This window comes from Labrenzia sp. THAF187b (assembly GCF_009363375.1).
GTDB classification, from domain to species: Bacteria; Pseudomonadota; Alphaproteobacteria; order Rhizobiales; family Stappiaceae; genus Roseibium; species Roseibium algicola.
The window spans coordinates 4,905,995-4,926,032 of record NZ_CP045344.1; the positions used below are offsets into that span (position 1 = coordinate 4,905,995).

At 58.1% G+C, this 20,038-nt stretch carries 15 protein-coding genes; 8 read left to right on the forward strand and 7 right to left on the reverse strand.

The features are described 5' to 3' along the window. Window positions 1–172 precede the first annotated feature (172 nt). The 4 genes from FIV03_RS22495 to FIV03_RS22510 all read left to right on the forward strand — a co-directional run bounded on the left by FIV03_RS22495 (window position 173) and on the right by FIV03_RS22510 (window position 4,821). The gene (locus FIV03_RS22495) at window positions 173–2,359 is read left to right on the forward strand and encodes an anthranilate synthase component I (protein ID WP_152511046.1); all 2,187 of its coding nucleotides are present in this window, start codon (window positions 173–175) and stop codon (window positions 2,357–2,359) included. A 306-nt stretch (window positions 2,360–2,665) separates the two neighbouring features. Next, complete coding sequence (locus FIV03_RS22500) at window positions 2,666–3,004, forward strand: hypothetical protein (protein ID WP_062488992.1); 339 nt, start codon at window positions 2,666–2,668, stop codon at window positions 3,002–3,004. Between the two features lie 139 nt (window positions 3,005–3,143). Further along, window positions 3,144–3,668, forward strand: a complete 525-nt coding sequence (locus FIV03_RS22505) for a TerB family tellurite resistance protein (RefSeq protein ID WP_152511047.1) — start codon at window positions 3,144–3,146, stop codon at window positions 3,666–3,668. Between the two features lie 214 nt (window positions 3,669–3,882). Then, a complete protein-coding gene (locus FIV03_RS22510) occupies window positions 3,883–4,821 on the forward strand; it encodes a hypothetical protein (protein WP_209009756.1) in 939 nt (312 codons plus the stop codon). A gap of 9 nt (window positions 4,822–4,830) precedes the next feature. Here the strand turns inward: FIV03_RS22510 and amt are convergent, their stop codons facing one another. The 4 genes from amt to FIV03_RS22530 form a co-directional block, all read right to left on the reverse strand. After that, entirely contained in the window at window positions 4,831–8,025 is a 3,195-nt protein-coding gene (gene amt, locus FIV03_RS22515) for an ammonium transporter (RefSeq protein ID WP_209009757.1), read from the reverse strand. Between the two features lie 362 nt (window positions 8,026–8,387). Then, window positions 8,388–9,479: a metal-dependent hydrolase gene (locus FIV03_RS22520; protein WP_152511048.1), complete on the reverse strand. Its 1,092-nt coding sequence runs from the start codon at window positions 9,477–9,479 to the stop codon at window positions 8,388–8,390. A gap of 219 nt (window positions 9,480–9,698) precedes the next feature. Then, on the reverse strand, window positions 9,699–11,543 hold the full coding sequence (gene ilvD, locus FIV03_RS22525) for a dihydroxy-acid dehydratase (RefSeq protein ID WP_152511049.1): 1,845 nt from the start codon (window positions 11,541–11,543) through the stop codon (window positions 9,699–9,701). 201 nt (window positions 11,544–11,744) lie between these two features. Then, window positions 11,745–12,716 (reverse strand): AraC family transcriptional regulator, encoded by a 972-nt coding sequence (locus FIV03_RS22530; protein ID WP_152511050.1) that lies wholly within the window; start codon window positions 12,714–12,716, stop codon window positions 11,745–11,747. Window positions 12,717–12,853: 137 nt separating this feature from the next. Here FIV03_RS22530 and FIV03_RS22535 point away from each other — a divergent pair, with 137 nt between their 5' ends. Then, the gene (locus tag FIV03_RS22535) at window positions 12,854–13,258 is read left to right on the forward strand and encodes a DUF4345 domain-containing protein (RefSeq protein ID WP_152511051.1); all 405 of its coding nucleotides are present in this window, start codon (window positions 12,854–12,856) and stop codon (window positions 13,256–13,258) included. A 92-nt stretch (window positions 13,259–13,350) separates the two neighbouring features. Here the strand turns inward: FIV03_RS22535 and FIV03_RS22540 are convergent, their stop codons facing one another. The 3 genes from FIV03_RS22540 to FIV03_RS22550 all read right to left on the reverse strand — a co-directional run bounded on the left by FIV03_RS22540 (window position 13,351) and on the right by FIV03_RS22550 (window position 16,472). After that, window positions 13,351–14,457, reverse strand: a complete 1,107-nt coding sequence (locus FIV03_RS22540; RefSeq protein ID WP_152511052.1) for an alkene reductase — start codon at window positions 14,455–14,457, stop codon at window positions 13,351–13,353. Between the two features lie 112 nt (window positions 14,458–14,569). After that, complete coding sequence (locus tag FIV03_RS22545; protein ID WP_152511053.1) at window positions 14,570–15,169, reverse strand: TetR/AcrR family transcriptional regulator; 600 nt, start codon at window positions 15,167–15,169, stop codon at window positions 14,570–14,572. Window positions 15,170–15,272: 103 nt separating this feature from the next. Continuing rightward, on the reverse strand, window positions 15,273–16,472 hold the full coding sequence (locus FIV03_RS22550; RefSeq protein WP_152511054.1) for an ABC transporter substrate-binding protein: 1,200 nt from the start codon (window positions 16,470–16,472) through the stop codon (window positions 15,273–15,275). A 295-nt stretch (window positions 16,473–16,767) separates the two neighbouring features. Between FIV03_RS22550 and FIV03_RS22555 the strand changes: the two genes are divergently transcribed. The 3 genes from FIV03_RS22555 (at window position 16,768) to FIV03_RS22565 (ending at window position 19,990) form a co-directional block, all read left to right on the forward strand. Beyond that, window positions 16,768–17,952: an SH3 domain-containing protein gene (locus FIV03_RS22555; protein WP_173013912.1), complete on the forward strand. Its 1,185-nt coding sequence runs from the start codon at window positions 16,768–16,770 to the stop codon at window positions 17,950–17,952. A 227-nt stretch (window positions 17,953–18,179) separates the two neighbouring features. Then, entirely contained in the window at window positions 18,180–18,656 is a 477-nt protein-coding gene (locus FIV03_RS22560; RefSeq protein ID WP_152511056.1) for a hypothetical protein, read from the forward strand. Between the two features lie 143 nt (window positions 18,657–18,799). Further along, window positions 18,800–19,990, forward strand: coding sequence for a lytic murein transglycosylase (locus FIV03_RS22565; protein ID WP_152511057.1), 1,191 nt, complete (start codon window positions 18,800–18,802; stop codon window positions 19,988–19,990). Window positions 19,991–20,038: the final 48 nt, after the last annotated feature.

A 20,038-nucleotide genomic window follows, 5' to 3' on the forward strand; every position in this document is an offset into this window, starting at 1 on the left:
ACATGAACCTGAAAGCAGCTTGGTGGTGGCGTCGCGCGAAATAGGCGGCCAGCGATCAGTCATGCTCTGAAGGGATCGAGTATCAAACCAAAGGCCGCCGCGGGACACCGCTGGCGGCCTTGGTTCTTTATAAGGCCGTCACAAAGGCAGCCACCAGAACGGGACCAGAGACATGCCGGTGCTGGCAGACCAGACCTATGAAACCGATTGCGGGATCACCATCCTGCGCACATCGCGCCCTTCCGACTACGAAACCGGAACGTCGGAATGGATCGACCGGCTGGATGCCGAGATGGGGGCGGTCCTTTCCTCCTCCTATGAATATCCCGGACGGTATACTCGCTGGGACATGGCGCTGGTGAACCCGCCCCTGGTGATGGAAGCAACAGACAGAAACGTCGAAATCCGTGCGCTGAACGACCGCGGAGGCCTGCTGCTGCCGGCAATTGCCGAAGTGCTGAAAAAACATGACGATGTGGCCACCTTCAATGCCGACGCCGGCAAGATCCAGCTGACGGTCAAGCGGCCTGACCGGTTGTTCAACGAGGAAGAACGCTCACGCCAGCCGTCTACCTTTTCGATCATCCGAGCCCTGAAGGACATGTTCGCCTGTGGCGATGACCAGCTCGGGCTCTACGGCGCCTTCGGCTATGACGTTGCCTTTCAGTTCGAGCCCATCGAACAGAAGCTCGACCGACCGGACGACCAGCGCGACGTCGTCCTGTTTCTGCCGGATGAGATCCTGATTGTCGATCACCACGGCAAACGCGCCTACGTGCTGGAATATGACTTTGTTGTCGGTGGTCGTACCACCAAGGGCATGGAGCGGACGGGAGCCAAGCAGCAGTATACGCCGGCGAACCGCGACCCGGGCCGCGGTGATCATGAATCTGGCGAATATGCAAAGCTCGTCGAGAAGGCCAAGGACTACTTCCGCAGGGGTGATCTGTTCGAGACCGTGCCCGGCCAGACCTTCTACGAGCCCTGCGCCAATCCACCGTCCGCCGTTTCGCGGCGCCTCGCCCAGATCAACCCTTCCCCCTATTCATTCTTCTTCAATCTCGGCAATCAGGAATATCTCGTCGGCGCTTCGCCGGAAATGTACGTGCGGGTCACCGGTGGTCGCCGGGTGGAAACCTGCCCGATTTCCGGAACGATCCGGCGCGGCAAGAACGCCATTGAAGACGAAGCCCAAATCCGCAAGCTGCTGAACTCCGCCAAGGACGAAGCGGAACTGACCATGTGTTCCGATGTCGACCGCAACGACAAGAGCCGCGTCTGCGTTCCCGGCTCCGTTCGGGTGATCGGGCGGCGGCAGATCGAAATGTACTCCCGCCTGATCCATACGGTGGACCACATAGTAGGCATCCTGCGCGAAGACATGGATGCGCTCGACGCTTTTCTCTCCCACACCTGGGCGGTAACCGTGACAGGCGCACCCAAACGCTGGGCCATGCAGTTTATCGAAGACCATGAAAAGTCCCCACGCGCCTGGTATGGCGGCGCGATTGGTGCCGTGCTCTTCAATGGAGACATGAACACCGGCCTGACGTTGCGCACCGTGCGCATCAAGGACGGCACAGCCCAGATCCGTGCCGGCGCGACCCTGCTGTACGACAGTGTTCCGGAAGACGAGGAAGCCGAAACCGAACTGAAGGCGGAAGCCATGCGGGCAGCCGTTCGCGAGGCCGGTCTTGCCGTCAACGCGCAAGAGAAGCGCGAGGACCGGAAACCCGGCAAAGGTATGAAGATCCTGCTGGTCGATCACGAAGACAGTTTCGTGCACACGCTTGCCAACTATTTCCGACAGACCGGCGCAGATGTCGTTACCTACCGAACCCCGGTGGCAGACCACGTTTTTCACGACGTCAATCCGGATCTGGTGGTCCTGTCTCCCGGCCCAGGCAATCCCAAGGATTTCGACTGTGCCGCCACCATCGGCCGAGCGCGCGCTCGCGCCTTGCCCATCTTCGGGGTCTGCCTCGGGCTGCAGGCGCTCTCCGAATACTTCGGGGCGGAACTGGGCCAGCTTGACGTACCGATGCACGGCAAGCCATCGCCGATTTCCGTTTCCGGAAACTCGTTGCTGTTCGAAGGCCTCAACGCCCCGGTGGTCGTCGGCCGCTACCACTCGCTTTACGCCAAACGGGAAACGGTGCCGGCAGATATCCGCGTGACAGCGGAAACCGAGGACGGGATCGTGATGGCGATAGAACACGAGAAAGAAGCGATCGCGGCGGTGCAATTCCATCCGGAATCGATCATGTCTCTGGATCAGGATGCCGGCCACAAGATTATAGAAAACGTGGTTACACGCCTTGTCGCGTCAAAAGACCAACAGGTGGCAGCAGCTTCCTGATTTGCGAGCATCCGGGCAATGTCAGCCCTCTCCAAACGTTGAAATCACGAACGGCGCCGTTGATGGCGCCGTTTCACTTTTTCCATTCAACGTCTTGTTTCTCAATACCGTTTACCCACGCGCACGAAAAGTGCCTGCCCATTTCGTTCCTGAAACTTGATGTTCCTCATCTGAAAATTTCGTGACTGAAAAATCAGGAACGATACCGGGTGTCATTGCATTTTCTCCCCGACCGCCTCAACGGCACGGACCTCAAGTCAGGTTTCAGCCAGTTGCAGGTGTCTCACGAAGCAAAGGAGAAAACCAATGCTTACCCTTAAGAAGACAATCGTTCCGCTCATGAGCGCATTCATCGCCTCCACGGCAATGGTCGGCTTCGCACAGGCGGAAGACCCTTGCGGCAGCGACGGAAGCGGCGACAAGCCAATCGTTGCATGTCCTGAAGCAAACGCAGCAGCTGCGGCCGATGCACCGGTTGATGCCCCCAAAGCAATGGTGGGCGATCTTGACGGCGACGAACCGTTGACAGCCGAACAGCAGGTTGAAGGCCGTGTTGAAAACCACGCTTCAACCAAAATGGACCTGGACGGCAATCAGGCAACCAACCAGCCGCTCATGGACAAGACCGACGGCAACGATTCCTAATTGAGCCGTCGAAAAACAGTCGCGCCGAACCGGCGCGGCTTTTTTTTTCTTTCAACTCCCGGCACCCTCGTGATTTTTGTCACGATTTTTCCCGCAACCTGAGGTAAAGCTGACGCAGTTTTTTTGAAGGAGATTTTCCTTGCATATTCTGCTTGCAGCTCTTGGCATTTTAGCCGCCGGCGCTTTTTGGATCTATCGAGTTCGCAGGGTCGCCGACAACACCAGGGTGGTGCTTGATGCTGCTCAAGACGTCAAGGCAGCCGCGCGGCGTTTCGGTTTCAGGACACGAGCAAACCAGCACCCGGCAGAAGGTGTCGATGATCCTCGTGTTTCGGCTGCATCTCTACTGGTCCTCGTCGCCGAAACCGATGGCGGCATTTCCAGAGCCGAACAGGATATGATCCTGGAACAGCTTCAGTCGGTGTTTGCAATGCCTGCCGGTGAAGTGGAGGAATTGTTCCAGTTTGCCAAATGGCTCGCCAATCAGAGCAGCAATCCGGACGACATGATCCGGCGCCTCATCAAACGTACGGTAAATCTTGGCGGTCGCGACACTCTGCCAGACTTGATCCGCATGGTCATTGCGGTGGGAAAGGCCGACACCGGAACCCTTACAGACGACACCCAACAAGTGATTGAGCGTCTCAAACAACTGAATGCCTGAGATCTAATTTTACGTTACGTAACTTCAGTATCGAAAGATAAGTTCTGCATCTTCGTTTCGCATGTTTCAGCATGATTTGAAGACTGCTTTGCCAAAAGAAAGTTGATTAACAGATTACAACAGAGTTCTATAGATATACGCAGTCTGGTTTATTCAGCCTTCACTGTTGAAAAGTATAAATACCAAATCCTGTCAAAACAGGTTTCAGGGAGACATGATGGCCGTAAGCGTACCAGAGGCAAGGACACGCAGGGTTCGGTCGTGGGGTGACGCATGCCGACGCCTCGGGGCGGCAGCCATTCTGATGTTTCCCTTTTATGGTGGACCTTCCGCAGCCGAAGATGGCGCGTCGATGAAGAACCACATCCTCGGTCTTGGGACCTGCCCTCCCTGGAACCCGCAATCGGTCGAAATCTGCCGTTACAGCGTTGACAAGGTGATGTCCTCACTGGCCCCGAGGCTCGACGCCGGGCCTGACCGGCAACACTTGCTTGTCAACGAGGGCGCCAGTGCTGCAGCGCTCAAACTCAAGGCAACAGAACTTGCCAACAAGCTCGGACCTGAAGACAGGCTGGTGATCTACGCCAACTTGCCACTTGGTGTTGTCGAGCCAACCGGCAACACTGACCAAACCAACTATGCGCTGGAACTCTGGGCAAGTGCCAGGCCCGAGACAACGCTTCAGGCGATCAGCGACGGAACCTGGATGTCTGCTTCCGCATTTGCGGCACTGATCCACGCCATTCCTGCTGGCGAAGTCATTCTGATACTGGACACCAACAATCCTCAGGCGTTCGACCTTGGCCTTCTTGAACATCATTCGGTCGATAACAAGAACAGGCCGGAAGCGTTGGTCATTTCCTCTGGCCCAGGCCAGTCAGCCAATTATTCCGCAGACCGCACGATATCGCTGTTCGGAAAGCATCTCGCTGTCGCGTTGCACGCTGGCGAAGGCACCCTGCAAGACATAGTGACGACGGCTGTCAACGGCACCCGGCAGGCGGCCATTCCCATTTGCGCGGAACTCAAGGAAAAGCGAGGCGAGACAACCGAACCGCAGCCCGACTGCACCCAGGTGCCGGAAATACACGATCCGGATGCCCTGCTGAACAGGACCATGCTTCTGCCACTGTCGGAATCCAATGTGAACTGACGAGGGCGTCTAGCTGGCTAGGTTCTTCTGGTTGGCCGCTTCAAACACCTGCAGCCCGCCGAACTTCAGCCGATCGAGCGCTTCACTCACTTCTTCCGGGATACTCCGGACAAGTTTGGACGTTGGTGCGGGCATTCCGATCAGATAACCCTGAGCTTCGTGGCATCCGCGCTGTGCCAACAGGCAGAGCTTTTCCGTGTCTTCCACGCCTTCGGCGACGACGCGCATCTTGAGAGCCTTGCCGAGCCTGACCACCGTTTCGATGATCGCCAAAGAACCGTAATTGCGCTGTGCTTCGGAAACGAAGGACCGGTCGATCTTGATGCAATCGAAGGGAAAGCGGCTCAGGTAGCTGAGGGACGAATAACCGACGCCGAAATCGTCCAGCGCTATTTTCACCCCGATTTCCTTTAGGCGTGTCAGCACCGCCAACGCTCTGGCGTCGTCTTCAATCAGGGTGTTTTCGGTGATTTCCAGTTCGATCCGGCCTGCCGGAACACCTGACGTTTCGATGGCTCTGCGAACGTCATCGACAAAATCCCGATCGCGGAACTGAACTGGGCTGACGTTGATACTGATGCTGGCAGTGGTGATTGTCGAGGAGGCTATCCTCAAGGCTTCAGCCAACACATACTTGCCGATCGGAACGATCTGGCCGGAAGCCTCCGCGACGGGAATGAACTCGGCAGGACTGACAAGTCCACGCTCGGGATGGTTCCAGCGGATGAGAGCTTCATAGCTGACGATACGCGCGGATGCCAGGCACATGCGCGGCTGGAAAAACAACTCAAATTCGCCCGCCGAGAGTGCCGTATTCATGTCCTTTTCCAAGGCCCTGCGCTGGCGAACTTCATCCCCCATGCCCGGCTGGAAGACACAATAGGTATGCCGTCCGCCGTTCTTGGCGTTATAAAGCGCGATGTCGGCATTGGAGATGACCTGGTCTTCGGCGTCGTATCCGGTCATCAGTGCAACACCGATGCTTGCTCCCGGTTTCAGAATTAGCCCGTGGCCACAGTCGATCGGCTCCGACAGGGACTTGACCAGACGCATGGCCATATCCTCTGCCTGATTGGCGAATTGAATGCCGTTCTGGATGATCGCAAACTCATCACCGCCGAGGCGTGAAACGGTATCGCCGTGGCGGCACGAGTGGCGCAAACGCTCGGCGGTGACACGGATAACGATGTCACCGACCGGGTGACCGTGCAGATCATTGATATCCTTGAAACGGTCCAGATCGATGATCAGAAGGGCTGCCGACATACCATACTGCTTGCACTTGCCGATGGTCTGTTTGAGCTCGGCATTGAAGACGGCGCGATTGGGCAGGTCCGTCAACGGATCGTGCTGGGCAAGGTGCAGGATCTGTGCCTCAGCCTTCTTGCGCTCCCTGAGGTCAACCAGAGCGGAGACTCGGGTCGGAATGCCGCGATAGGAAATGACACGGGTGCGGATCTCGACGGGTACACGCTCACCGGAGCGGTTGATCAGAGTGACTTCCCTCGGTTCCTTTTCCGCCTTGACCAGATGCTCCTCGAGCGTGCCGGCGAGTTCATTGTCGACAAACTCGTACAATCCACGCATCTCGAGTTCGTCGATCGGATAACCGATGAGATCCTCGAAGGTCTTGTTACCGTCCAGGATCCGTCCGTCGACCGAAATGACGATTGCATCGAAAGTGGCGTTGGCAAGGGCCGACAGGCGTTCGGCCTCTTCGCGTGTGCGCTTGGCATCTGCGGCACGATTGTGAGCCTGTTCCTCGTTCTGAACGGTGTCCATGAGCGCATTGAACAGACGCGTCAGACGCTCTGAATCATCGCCCTTGGCAACTTCCAGCCTCATGGAAAGGTCCGCCTTGCCGGCGATCAGGCGATCAAGAGCATCTTCCACATGTCCGATACCGAGCCGCGTGCCGTGCTCCGCCTCGTTGAGGCCAAGATCCTCGCTGGCAATGTCGAGCCGGATCGGCTGCATCTTGTTCAGGACGGACAGGACGAGCCAGCCGGACCCGAAACTCCAGACAAAACAGGCAAGCGCTCCGGTAAACTGGACCAGAAACTGCGGCAGATGAGCTCCCAGCGGCAACTGGTCTGCTGGTGCCAGAAGCGCCAGGCCCAGCGTACCGGCAACGCCTGAAAATCCGTGTACGCTGATTGCACCGACGGGATCGTCAATCTTCAGGACCCGTTCCAGAAGGATCGCACCGAGAATGGCAACTGCACCACCGGCGGCGCCAATCACCAATGCACCGACCGGGGTCAGAAGATGGCAACCGGCAGTGACGGCAACCAAGCCACCCAATAGCCCCGAGATCGAGTTTTCCGGCAGAATGACCTTGTCTTTCTGACGGCCAAGAAGATACCCCGCCCCGGTGCCAGCGGCGGCGGCAAGAACGGTGTTGGCGAGGATCATCGGCACATGCCAGGAGGCGGCAAGTGTGGAGCCGCCGTTGAAGCCAAGCCAGCCCACAAAAAGGATCAACGCACCAGACGTTGCAAGAACGGAGCTGTGGCCTTGAATGCGATAGGCCCGCCCGTCCACTCCGAAACGGCCGGATCTCGGCCCCAGGATTACACAGGCAGCCAGCGCGATCCATGCGCCCGTGCCATGGACCACCGTTGACCCGGCGAAATCGACAAAGCCGATGTTGGCAAGCATTGCCGTGGCATCTGAAAACAGCGCCTGTCCCCAGGCCCAATGCGCAAACACAGGATAGATCAGCCCGGCAGTCAGCACGGAACACCAGATATACGCCGAAAGGCGCATGCGTTCAGCCACCGCACCGGAAATGATTGTTGCCGCCGTACCGCAGAACATGACCTGAAAGGCGAAGATGGTCAGGCCCCAGGGGTCAAGCTCCGACAGACCGAACAGCCGCGTGTCAAATCCCGCAAACCAGCTTCCGCCGGCGCCGAATGCCAGCGAAAAGCCAAAGACCGCAAAGATCAGAACGGAGACGGCGAGATCGAGAAGGTTCTTCTGGGCAACGTTGATCGAGTTCTTGGAACGGACGAGGCCAGCTTCCAGCAACATGAAACCAACTTGCATCAACAAAACCAGTCCGGCTGCAAACAGCACCCAAACCATGTCCAGGCTCTTCTGGAAAGTCGCCAGCTCCATTGTCTGCGCGGCCACTGCAGGCCCCGCCACCAGAATACCGGCACCGCAGAGAACGGAACCTGTGTATGCCGCCCGGCTCATGATGTATTTGCCCCGTCGTTCGAAAACACAGGCATGATTTCGCCGAGAGGTTAATTCTGTCTTGCTAATTTTGTCAGGTCTTTTACTGCAAAATGGATGCCCATTTCTTCAGCAACCTCACCTAAATTCAAATGAACAAAATCCTAAATTTAACTAACTGAAATAATTGATCAAATTCGCCGCAACCACGCCAGCACCAACGCCGTACCGGGTATATCCCCGCAGAAAACATGCTCAAAATTCAAGCAGCTAACAATCTGTAAAACCTGAATAATTTCTGCCGCCACTTGCCAACAGGCAGTTTCACATCAACTCACACAAGCGGATTGCAGGAGCATCTTTTTCAACGGCCCTGTAGTGTTCTAACCGGTAGTCCCATCAGGGAGCGCACATGCCCGCCCGGCAATGGCCTCTCCAGTTCCAGCAACAGCTGCCTCCGCCTGGCGCACCGCTACCACACCCTTGAGCCGGGCAGTCAGCCACGTCCAGTCTTGCGGATCCACCCTCACCTCTCCCGTTGCGCTTCGTGGAGGGATCTCCCGGAAGCCATCGTCCTGGGCGTCGGCAATCGCAAAGCGGAAAACATAGTTCGGGGTCATGCCCATGCGCAGATCGGAGATGACGAGCTTTCCGTCGTCCAGTTCGGCCCTGTAGTAGCCACGGCTGAACCAGTCCAGTTTCCGGAAGGCCTGCGTATCTTCAACACAGGAAACGAGTTCCGGGTGTCGTGGATGGGTATAGATCTCCGGTTTCCCGCCCTCGTCCAGAAGCGAATAATACAGATTGTCGTAGCGATCTTCCTGAAGGCCGATGACCTTCCAGACGAGAATGTTGAAGGGCGCGGCAATTGCAAAAACCTTGTCTGGAAGAATGCCTTCCTGCCTGAACAGATCCTGCGCTTTCTGCTCGACATGACGCTGAAGGACGACGCTCAGGCCAAGATATCCGGTCGAAACCACCAGCGCAGCCGTTATCCAGGCCTGAAAGCGCCGTGTCCAGTTCTTCCTGAACAGAGCCCAGATCACGACGGCCAGAAGAGGCAGGGTATAGAGCGGATCAATAATAAACACCGACCCGACGCCGACGGGATCCGGATAAAAAGGCCAGAACAGCCGCGTGCCGTAGACCGTCATCGCATCAATGCCTGCATGGGTGGCAAGACACAGGAAGACAGTGAGCCAGGTCAGCCAGCGGCAGTCCCTCAAGCCCTTGAACAGCCTTATGAGCCCCTCGCCCAACAATGGCGCCGCCAATGCATGTACAAAGACCGAATGGGTCCAGCCGCGATGGTAGACGAAACTGTCGATGGGATCGTCATAGGGGATCAGGACATCCAGATCCGGCAACGTCCCGAAGGCCCCGCCGATAAGAGCGGCCTTTCTGGGGCCGAGTTTTTTGCCAAGGAGTGCTGTGGAGACGGCTGCGCCGAGAACAAACTGGGTAAGAGAATCCATCTACTGCCTTGGATCTGAACCGGAAGGTAAGCCGGATATTTGCGGCGGAAGCATGCGAATGACAAGGGTCTTTGGCGAATTGATTTCCCGAACTACCAACAGGCCTTCAGTCTGAAGCGATTGTCTTGCCTTGTCATAACCTTCAAATGACAAACGCCCCGCGGCCTTTCGGGCGCAGGGCGTTGCAGTTTCGGTGCCGAATTTCAGTTCAGCTCGTCGTCAGTCGACCACCCGGAAGGCGCCCTTGGAAGCGCTGGTGGTCAGTTTGGCGTAGGCGCGAAGTGCCGTTGAAACCTTGCGCTTGCGGATCTCGACCGGCTTCCAGGCCTGATCGCCCTTTGCTTCCATTGCAGCGCGGCGTTCGGCAAAGACTGAATCCGGCAGATCGACCTTCAGAACACGGTTCGGAATATCGATCACGATAGGATCGCCTTCCTCGACCAGTCCGATAGCACCGCCTTCGGCAGCTTCCGGAGAAATGTGGCCAATGGACAGGCCCGAAGACCCACCCGAGAAACGGCCATCGGTGATCAACGCGCAGGCTTTGCCGAGACCCTTGGATTTCAGGTAGCTGGTCGGATAGAGCATTTCCTGCATGCCCGGACCGCCGCGCGGACCTTCGTAGCGGATCAGCACCACGTCGCCTTCCTTGACCTTGTTGGTCAGGATCGCGGAGACGGCACTGTCCTGGCTCTCGAAGATCCGAGCCGGACCGGAGAACTTCAGGATGCTTTCGTCAACGCCGGCGGTTTTCACCACACAGCCATCCTCGGCAATGTTGCCGTAAAGCACGGCCAGGCCGCCATCCTTGCTGTAGGCATGTTCCGCCTCGCGGATGACACCGGTCTTGCGGTCGATGTCGAGATCGTCCCAGCGGCGCTCCTGGCTGAAGGCAACCTGTGTCGGCACACCGCCCGGTGCTGCACTGAAGAACTTGTGCACGCTCTCGGAGTTCGTCTGGCGGATATCCCAACGCGAGAGTGCTTCCTTCATCGTGGCCGAATGAACTGTCGGAAGGTCCGTGTGCAGCAGCCCTGCCCGGTCCAGTTCACCGAGAATACCCATGATGCCGCCCGCCCGGTGGACGTCTTCCATGTGGATGTTTTCGACCGCGGGCGCGACCTTGCACAGCACCGGAACCTGTTTCGACAGACGGTCGATGTCATCGATCGTGAAGCCGATTTCGCCTTCATGGGACGCTGCCAGAAGGTGCAGGATCGTGTTGGTGGATCCGCCCATGGAGATATCGAGGCTCATGGCGTTCTCGAACGCCTTGAAGTTCGCAATGTTCCGCGGCAGCACGCTTTCGTCGTCCTGCTCGTAGTAGCGTTTAGCAAGATCGACGATCAGATGCCCTGCTTCCACGAAAAGCCGTTCGCGATCTGCGTGGGTAGCCAGCGTCGAGCCGTTGCCCGGCAAGGCCAGACCAAGGGCTTCCGTCAGGCAGTTCATGGAGTTCGCCGTGAACATGCCCGAGCAGGATCCACATGTCGGGCAGGCATTCTGTTCCATGGTCAGAACGTCTGCATCGGACATCCGGTCGTCGGCAGCGGCAATCATTGCGTCGATCAGGTCGACAGACTTGGCAACGCCATTTTCCAGCACCACCTTGCCGGCTTCCATCGGCCCGCCGGAAACGAAGACAACCGGAATGTTGAGCCGCATGGCAGCGTTCAGCATGCCCGGGGTAATCTTGTCGCAGTTGGAAATACATACCAGCGCATCTGCGCAATGGCCGTTGACCATGTATTCGACCGCATCGGAAATCACTTCGCGCGAGGGCAGCGAATAGAGCATGCCATCGTGACCCATGGCGATACCGTCATCGACCGCGATGGTGTTGAATTCCTTGGCGACACCACCAGCCTTTTCCACTTCTCGGGCAACCAGCTGGCCGAGGTCCTTCAGATGGACGTGGCCCGGCACAAACTGTGTGAAGGAGTTGGCGATGGCGATGATCGGCTTGCCGAAGTCGTCGTCCTTCATGCCGGTCGCGCGCCAAAGGCCGCGCGCACCAGCCATGTTGCGGCCGTGAGTGGATGTTCTGGAACGATACGGGGGCATTTTCGTTTCTCCCTACGTGTGCAGGCCTTTGTCCCTCCGGCGCGACGTGCTGCCGGAGCGGATCAGGTTTCCGCGCCCGAATTAGCTCTGATATGGGTTTGACAGGTTTTTTTGCCGAACGAAAGGCCGGAATGGGAAAAAAGAGTACGCTCCGGTACGGTTACCAGTCACAGCCGCGGCCGATGCTGAAATCACTCCCGATTATTGCCTTCGATATGCCCCCGGCGACGTCCCGACAATCCGTTTGAAGGCCCGTGCAAATGCTGCTTCCGACTCGTAGCCGAGCCCAATGGCAATCTCCGCCAGTGTACGTTTTCCTTCCTTCAGATCCATTTGTGCCAATTGCATGCGCCAATGCAGGGCATACTGCATGACACCTTCCCCGGTCAGTTGCTTGAAGCGCGCGGCAAATGCGGAACGTGACATACCAGCCCTTTCCGCCAACCTGGCAATGGTCCAGCCTTCCTGCGGGGCACGGTGAAAGGCCTGTAGCGCCCGCCCGATCTTCGGATCGCGCAAGGCTGCAAGCCAGCCTGTTTCAAGCGCCTCGTTGCTCTGCAGCCACGCCCGGATCGCCTGTACGACGAGAATATCCGTCAGGCGTGTCAGCACTGTTTCTCCGCCCGGCTGCGGATTGCATGCCTCTTCTGCCAGGTATTTCAGCGTGCTGTAGATCCATGGGCCGGCGTGCTGAGCGAAGGTGTCCAGTCTTATGACCGGGGGCAACAGCTGCTGCAGACGTTCGGCAGCCGCGTGGTCGAGCTTCAACACTCCGCAGGTCATCCGGGTGACGGCCCCTCCCCCACCAAAAATCATGGTTTCGTAGGACGGGCTGTGTCGGATGGCAGGAATGTCGAAGAGAGGCGTTGCGACAGCTTCGGCATCACTACTCATGACAACCGGTTTGCCATGCGGCAACAGCACAAGCTGCCCGGCGGTCAAGGAAATCGTATCGCAGTGCTCCGTCTGCAGCAAACAACTCCCCTCGGTCACCACCAGAAGAACCATCTGTCCACCCATGTCCGGAACATCAATCGCCCAGGGAGCTGACAGTTCGGGATTGCAGTAGAAGGTTCCCGTGAGCCGTAGAAGATGCAACACATCGCCAAGCGGAGCAAAATCCAGCGAGGGGGAGGATTGGTCAGCTTGCAAGACCGGACTTGGCAAGGACATCAGGAACTCCCTCTTGAACGCTGGTCACCGGCCCAGAAATCTGGACGATCTGCAAGTTTTCTTATTCTTTATATCATAGATCATCTGGCGCACGTATCAGATCCTGGCTTCCAGTTCAAACGAACCGGAGACAGCCAATGAACACCCTGAGCAAAAAAGCCGCCCTCGCCCTGTCCGCCCTGACCTTTCTGGCGATCGGCTCCCTGATCGTCTTTGCGCCGCAGCTACTGTTTTCTTCAAACGGAATAACACTCAATCCTTCCGCGGCGATGATGAGCGAGGTTCGCTCGCCCGGCGTCCTCATCTTGCTGGCGTGTTTCGCCGCTTCGATGGGTCTTCTCTACCGTTCGTGGGAGACAATCGGATTGCAGGTGTCCGCCGCCTTGCTGCTTGGCTATGGCACGGGCCGGCTTGTCAGCCTGGCCCTCGACGGCATGCCGCCTGCACCACTTGTCGCCGCTGCCGCAGTGGAGTTGGGACTTGGCTGCTGGTGCACCGCTCACCTGCTTGCCAGCAGGGCAAATACCCTTTCACATGCATAAAAAGAAAGCCGGTGCGGGTCGAAACCCTGCACCGGCTATCCTTCAGACCGCCCCGGAGGGGGTGGATGTCGGGCGGCCCGAAACCTTCTGGATTACTCCGCCGCGACAGACGCTTCTGCCAAGGTGGGATAATCCGTGTAGCCTTTTTCGCTGCCGCCATAGAGCGTATCGGTATCCAGCGCGTTCAGCGGAGCATGCTTCTCCAGCCGCTCGACCAGATCCGGATTGGAAATGAACGGACGGCCAAACGCGACAAGATCGACTGCGCCCGTTTCCACTGCCTCGATTGCGGAAGCACGGTCGTAACCGTTGTTGCCCATATGGGCGCCGTCGAAGAGTGCGTAGAGTGCAGACAAATCGCCACCATCCGGGATATCGCGCGGACCACCGGTCTGGCCTTCAACCAGATGCAGGTAGGCAAGACCATAGCCGTTGAGCAATTTGATCGCGTGCGAGAAGGTCGCTTGCGGATTGCTGTCGGCAATGTCGTTGGCGCTTGAGAACGGGCTCAGCCTGATACCGACCCGGTCAGCACCCAGAACACCAACAACGGCATCCATGACTTCCTTCAGGAAGCGGCTCCGGTTCTCGATGGATCCGCCGTAGGCATCGTCACGCTTGTTGGAGCCATCGCGCAGGAACTGGTCGATCAGATAACCGTTGGCAGCGTGAACCTCGACACCGTCGAATCCCGCTTTCTTCGCGTTCTCGGCGGCTTTTCGATAGTCCTCGACAATGCCCGGGATCTCGCTGGCGTCCAACGCGCGCGGTGTCGGCGTATCGACGAATTGCGTCCCGTCAAACGTCTTGGACTTGGCGGCAATTGCGGAAGGAGCCACCGGATCTGCGCCACCCGGCTGGAGAACCGGATGCGAAATGCGTCCGACATGCCAGAGCTGGATGACGATCTTGCCACCCTTTGCATGAACCGCATCGGTGACCTTCTTCCAGCCCGCGACTTGCGCATCTGAATAGATGCCCGGCGTCCATGCATATCCCTTGCCCTGCGGCGAGATCTGCGAGGCCTCGGTGATGATCAATCCTGCTCCGGCACGCTGATCGTAATATTTCACTGTCAGATCATGCGGTGCATCGTCTTCGTGCCGGGCCCGGTTGCGGGTCAACGGTGCCATCACGATACGGTTCTTCAGTTCGATTGCCCCTGCCTTTGCGGGCGAAAACAGTTTTGCTTCTGACATTTTCTTCTTTCCTTTTGAAGTTTGTCTGCTTCACTATTTCTGGACTAATCAGTCCAATATTATGCGCACAACTCCGTGGTTCTTGATGAACGCTTCCACACCACCCGGGCGATTATGGCATCAGGACGGTCCGTGCTTGCTTCAGGGTTCTGGCAATCCGCTCTGCCGGAACTCCAGCCTTGCGCAGCGCCAGGGTTCCAATGGCAAGCGATGAATAGGCGCTCGCCCTATCCCGGACAGCATCCGGGTTGTCCGGGTCGATCGCCCTGGCAAAGAGGTCTTCGATGTTTTCCAGGTGACGACGACCAATCTCGGCAACCTTGTCGTCATGGGGCGCAAGTTCGGTGATGCAATTGACCAGAAGGCAGCCCCTTGGGCCCCCTTTCGGATCTGACAAAGCCTGCATCATCGCGTCTACCGCGTCATCTTCAGCGGTTTCGGCAACTTCCTTCAGGCCACGGATTCCGTTTTTGGAATAATGCTCCAGCGCTCGCAGAAACAGCGTCTGCTTGCAGCCGAAAGTCGCGTAGAAACTGGAACGGCTAAGCCCCATTGCCTTGGTGAGATCGTCCAGAGAAGTCGCTTCAAAGCCCTTCTGCCAGAAAACATGCATGGCCGCCTCAAGCGCCGCAGCTTCATCAAAGCTGCGCGGCCTGCCCGGACCTGCCGCGCGTTTTTCCGAGCCGGAAATATGGACCTCTGCGTTTCTCATGCCTCTGATATGGACTACGCAGTCCAGAATGCAAGAGGAGCAGGTCTGATTTCTGGACCGATCGTTTCAGATCATCCCGACGTCTGGCCAGTCCAGGATAAGACTACATACGGCACGAACCGGCATAGGCATCGCCGACATCGTCGAAGACCCGGGCAACGGCTTCCATCTCATAGAGCTTGCTGGTGCGCCGGACCCCTTCCACAATATAGAAATCCTGAATGGGAAACTGGTTGGAATTGAAGCGGAAGTCCCCTCGCACGCTTTCGAAGGGCGCTGCACTGATAGCCGAGATCAACGCTTCCTGGTCCTTGACGCCCCCGGTCAGCTCCAGGGCAAAATGGATCATCTTGGCTGCATCATACCCTTGCGCAGCGTAGACCGATGGCTCGTACTTGTAGGCCTTGCTGAACTCCCGCACGAACCTCTTGTTGGCCGGATTATCAAGGTTAGGCGCCCAATGTGATGCGCTGTAAAGTCCTTCCGCCATCTCCGCCGTATAGGGAAGCGTGACGGCATTGACCGTGTCGGACGAGAGGAACGGTACAATACCCTTCAGCCCGGAAGTGTGGAACTGTTTCACCAGTTCCACCCCCATGCCGCCCGGCATGAAGGTGAAAATCGCATCCGGTTCGATTTCCTCGATCTGCCTGAATTCATCCGAGAAATCGGTCTGACCCAGTTTCGGGAACAGTTCGCGGGCGATCTGTCCCTTGAAATGGCGGCGGAACGCGGCAACGGCATCCCGGGCAGCTTCATAGTCCGGGGCGATGGTGACGACATCCTGGTACCCTTTGAGGCTGGCGTAACGCCCCATCGTCTCGTGGACCTGGTCGTCCTGTGACGCGGTGGAGAAGAAATAACGGCTGCAATTGCGACCGGCGATCGGCGCAGGCCCGGAATGCGTTCCGATAAACAAGGTCTTCGACCGCACGATAGGATCGTGCACGGCAAGCATTACCTTGGAGAAATTGACGCCGACGATGAGATCGACGCCATTTTCCTCGATCAGTTTCGTTGCCTGCTCCAGCGCATTGTCCGGGTCCAGCTTGTCATCGACCACGATCACATTGGTGGGCAAGCCACCAAGCGCGCCATTGGATTGCTCGACGGCCAGCATGAAACCGTCGCGCATGTGTTCACCGTAGACGGCCGCCGGGCCGGACAGTGTCGCCAACAGGCCGATCTTCAGTTCCTGCACATCCTGCGCGGCGGCCGACTGGCAGGCGAACGCCAGTCCAGCAGCAAGGCCCGCCGCCAATCCGACCGTGCGAGAGATGAGGTGAGAGATCCAGCGCGTCATGATCTTTTTTGCCTGTCGTTTCTGGCTTCGCCTTTCGCCCTGCCCGGGCGAAACGCCTGCCGTTCATTCTATTGGCAGGCCGTTTGCATTCAGTTTGTCAGAGACAGGTTAGGCTTTTGCAAACGCACATCCATTTGGCCGCGCAAGACCACAGACCCGTCACATTTCATGCAAAATTCCCTACTGCCGCCGCAATCCGGCCTGCGTGCCGACGCATTAACGAAGATTAATGCTCCGGTACCCAGATATGGCAACCGCTCCGAGCGTGCCCGAACCGCAAAACCAGGAGGGCCACATGTATTCCGTCACCGCGCCAGCCAACACTTGCGACTTCCCCGAAGGCCACGATCCGGACAATGCACCTCAAAAGAACGAGCTGAAGCTCGTCGTTCCCAACGATCCTTCCAAGGACGATGAAGTCCCTCTTAGCGAAACCGAAGTTCACACAGTGGCGGCAGACACAGGTTCTGACGCCAGCACACTTGCCGCCAAGATCCTTCAGATGCATGCAACCGCCGACGAACTGAAGCCGACAGCCTCCCGCCGCCCAACGCTGACAGGTGCAACGGACGAAGCCGGCTTTGATATGCCAGGCGTGTTGCGCACTCCGGTACGAGGCTCGCGGAATATCGGCCTTCAGCCTGAACAAGTCCCCGCACCTGCAGCCGCTTCCAAAGCGGCAGCCAATTTCCGGCATGGTCCGAGTTTCAGAACCCTGTTGATCAGTACACTTGTGATTGTCGGCGTCGGCGCAGGAGCAGTCTATTTGAGCCTGAGCGACCTGCTGGCCGGCAAAGAGGCAGACAGCCGTACGGTCCAGACCCAGCTGATCAATACCGAACCGACGATCGAGAGCCTGATTGCAGGCGCAGATCCCGAATACCAGGGCAGGACGGATCTGACCGCAACACCGACCGCGAGCGCAGAGCAGGTAAAATCGGCCAAGGACCGTATCCGCGAGGTATTCGCCTCAAGGTCGATAGCGTCCACTACACCTGAAGACCATTCCAACCCGCTGGGTCATGACACCAACAAGGTTGCCGATGACAAGATCCAGTCGCGACTTGCTCCAGCTCAGCCCGCCCCTGTCAGAACCGATAGCCAATCGGCACGCGGCACCACCAATACCCTCGTTGCCCGCGCTGCTGCAGCAGTGCCGGAGACCGACGAAAATCCGGTATCGGATGCATCGCCTCTGGAAGCTGGCATTGCGGCCGTCTCGGCACCCGGCACCGAAACTGCATCCACCTCTACTTCGGAAACCAGCACCGCTGCTTCGGACTTTCCGCTATCGGCAAAAATCAAGTCATCCGTGAACCTGCGTGAAGCGCAGAACAAGGATGCAACGGTTCTGGCCGTCATTCCGGCTGGAGCCGAGGTTCGTTTCAACACGTGCGGCAACTGGTGGTGTGGCGTCCAGTATGACGGCAAGACCGGCTACGTAGGTGAAAGTTTTCTGGAACCCCAGCAGCAACCATGAGTAAAACCTGCATTTGCCAGGTAGAGCCTTGTTAAGTGTCGAAGCGTAATATCCCGTCGATTTAAGTTTGCCCTGCGGACCGCGGGGACAGTTGCATCGACGGGCGCAATCAGCAGCGCCTGTGTCGATAGCTCTCGATATGTCGCAACACTCTTCCGGCCGGTCTCGGCATTTGGATTGTTGCGCTTTCGCGGTGCATGTCAGGCACTGCAGACAGGAGACGGACCATGGCAAACCGTGCAGCCCTCAGCCTCAGCGCTTCCCTTCTCGTCGGTTTCTCGGCCGCGATCACGCAAGCTCAGGCGGATGGAACCGATTGCACAGTCTATGCGACCGACTATGCCAACGCCCGCATGGGCAGCGGTGATGTCGTCGGAGATGCTGTTTCCGGCGGCATGGCCGGAGCGGTTGTTGGCGGCGAATGGCGCGGGGCATCGGGCGCTTATCGCGGCGCCCGCGCGGGTGCAGCACTTGGCATCCTGAACAACATGGGCTCGATGCCCGGTGGCTGGCAGGCCCTTTACGACATGGCCTACCAGATGTGCCAGCAGCAGACCTCCGGGGTAAACGCCCCCTATTACCAGTCGCCCAGCGTCGGAACTTCTTCCTCCGACTGTCGTTCTTCAGCCAGCGTCAACGCGCCGCTGAAAAGATCCCCGAACGGTGGCATCATGGTCGGCTCTGATTTCGGCAATTGCCGCTAGCACCGCAGCTTGCCGCCAAAGACTTGGTGGAAGAGCCTTCAGCTCGCCCTGCCGACGGGTTGACGTTACAGGCGAAGCACAGTCAACTATGGCCGATTTTTAAAGGCTCCGGCCTGCCTTTGCGCCCAACGACAGGATTTTTCATGACACTCCGCTTCTCCCCGAAAATCGCTGCGACCGCCCTCGCCGGTTTCTGGCTCGCCACCGCGCCTGCTCAGGCGCAACAGTGTGGCGGCGACTTCCGGCAGTTCCTTGCAGGCGTGAAACAGGAAGCGATTGCCAAGGGCCTTTCCGCGAATGCGGCAGACCAGACCCTGGCGGGTGCGCAGGTCGACCGCAAGGTGCTGTCGCGTGATCGGGCGCAGGGTGTCTTCAAGATGACCTTCCTGGACTTTTCCAAGCGGGTCATCTCCGGCTACCGGATGAAAAACGGCGCCGCGAACATGAAGAAATACGCGAGCGTGTTCCAGCGCACCGAATCCGAATATGGCGTTCCGGCACCTGTCATTACAGCTTTCTGGGCGCTTGAAACGGATTTCGGCGCGGTTCAGGGCGATTTCAACACCGTCAATGCGCTGGCCACGCTGGCTCATGATTGCCGCCGCCCGGAACTGTTCCGGCCGCAGCTGATCGCTGCCATCGAGATGGTCCAGCACGGTGATCTTGACCCGCGCAACACCACCGGCGCCTGGGCAGGTGAGATCGGCATGGTTCAGATGTTGCCCGAAGACATCATCAAGTTCGGCCGCGACGGCGATGGTGACGGACACGTGAAGCTGAAGGAAAGTGCCGCCGATGCCATTCTGACCGCCGGTGCCTTCATCCAGAATCTGGGCTGGCGCCGTGGAGAGCCCTGGTTGCAGGAAGTCAAGGTGCCGCAGAACCTCAACTGGGCTGAAACCGGGCTCGACAAGACCAAGACCGGTGCCCAGTGGGCGGCTCTTGGCGTGCAGCCGCGCTGGGGTCAGATTTCCGGCAACCTGCCCGCTTCACTGCTCCTGCCTCAGGGCCGCAAGGGGCCGGCATTCCTCGCCTATCCGAATTACAGCATCTATCTGGAATGGAACCAGTCGTTCGTCTACACGACCACTGCCGCCTATTTCGCGACAAGGCTCGCCGGCGCACCGGTCTACACCGAAGGCAACCCGGACCTTGGCCTGGACGACGCCCAGATGAAGCAGCTCCAGTCGAAGCTATCCAGCATGGGTTATGACGTCGGCAAGATCGACGGCATCCTCGGCTCCGGCACCCGAAATGCCGTGCAGCAGGTACAGCAGAAGCTTGGCATGCCGGCCGATGCCTGGCCGACACCTGAACTGCTGCGCCGTCTCTGAGATCCAAAATCTGAAGACCGCCAATTGCTGCAGTTCTGGACGAGATAT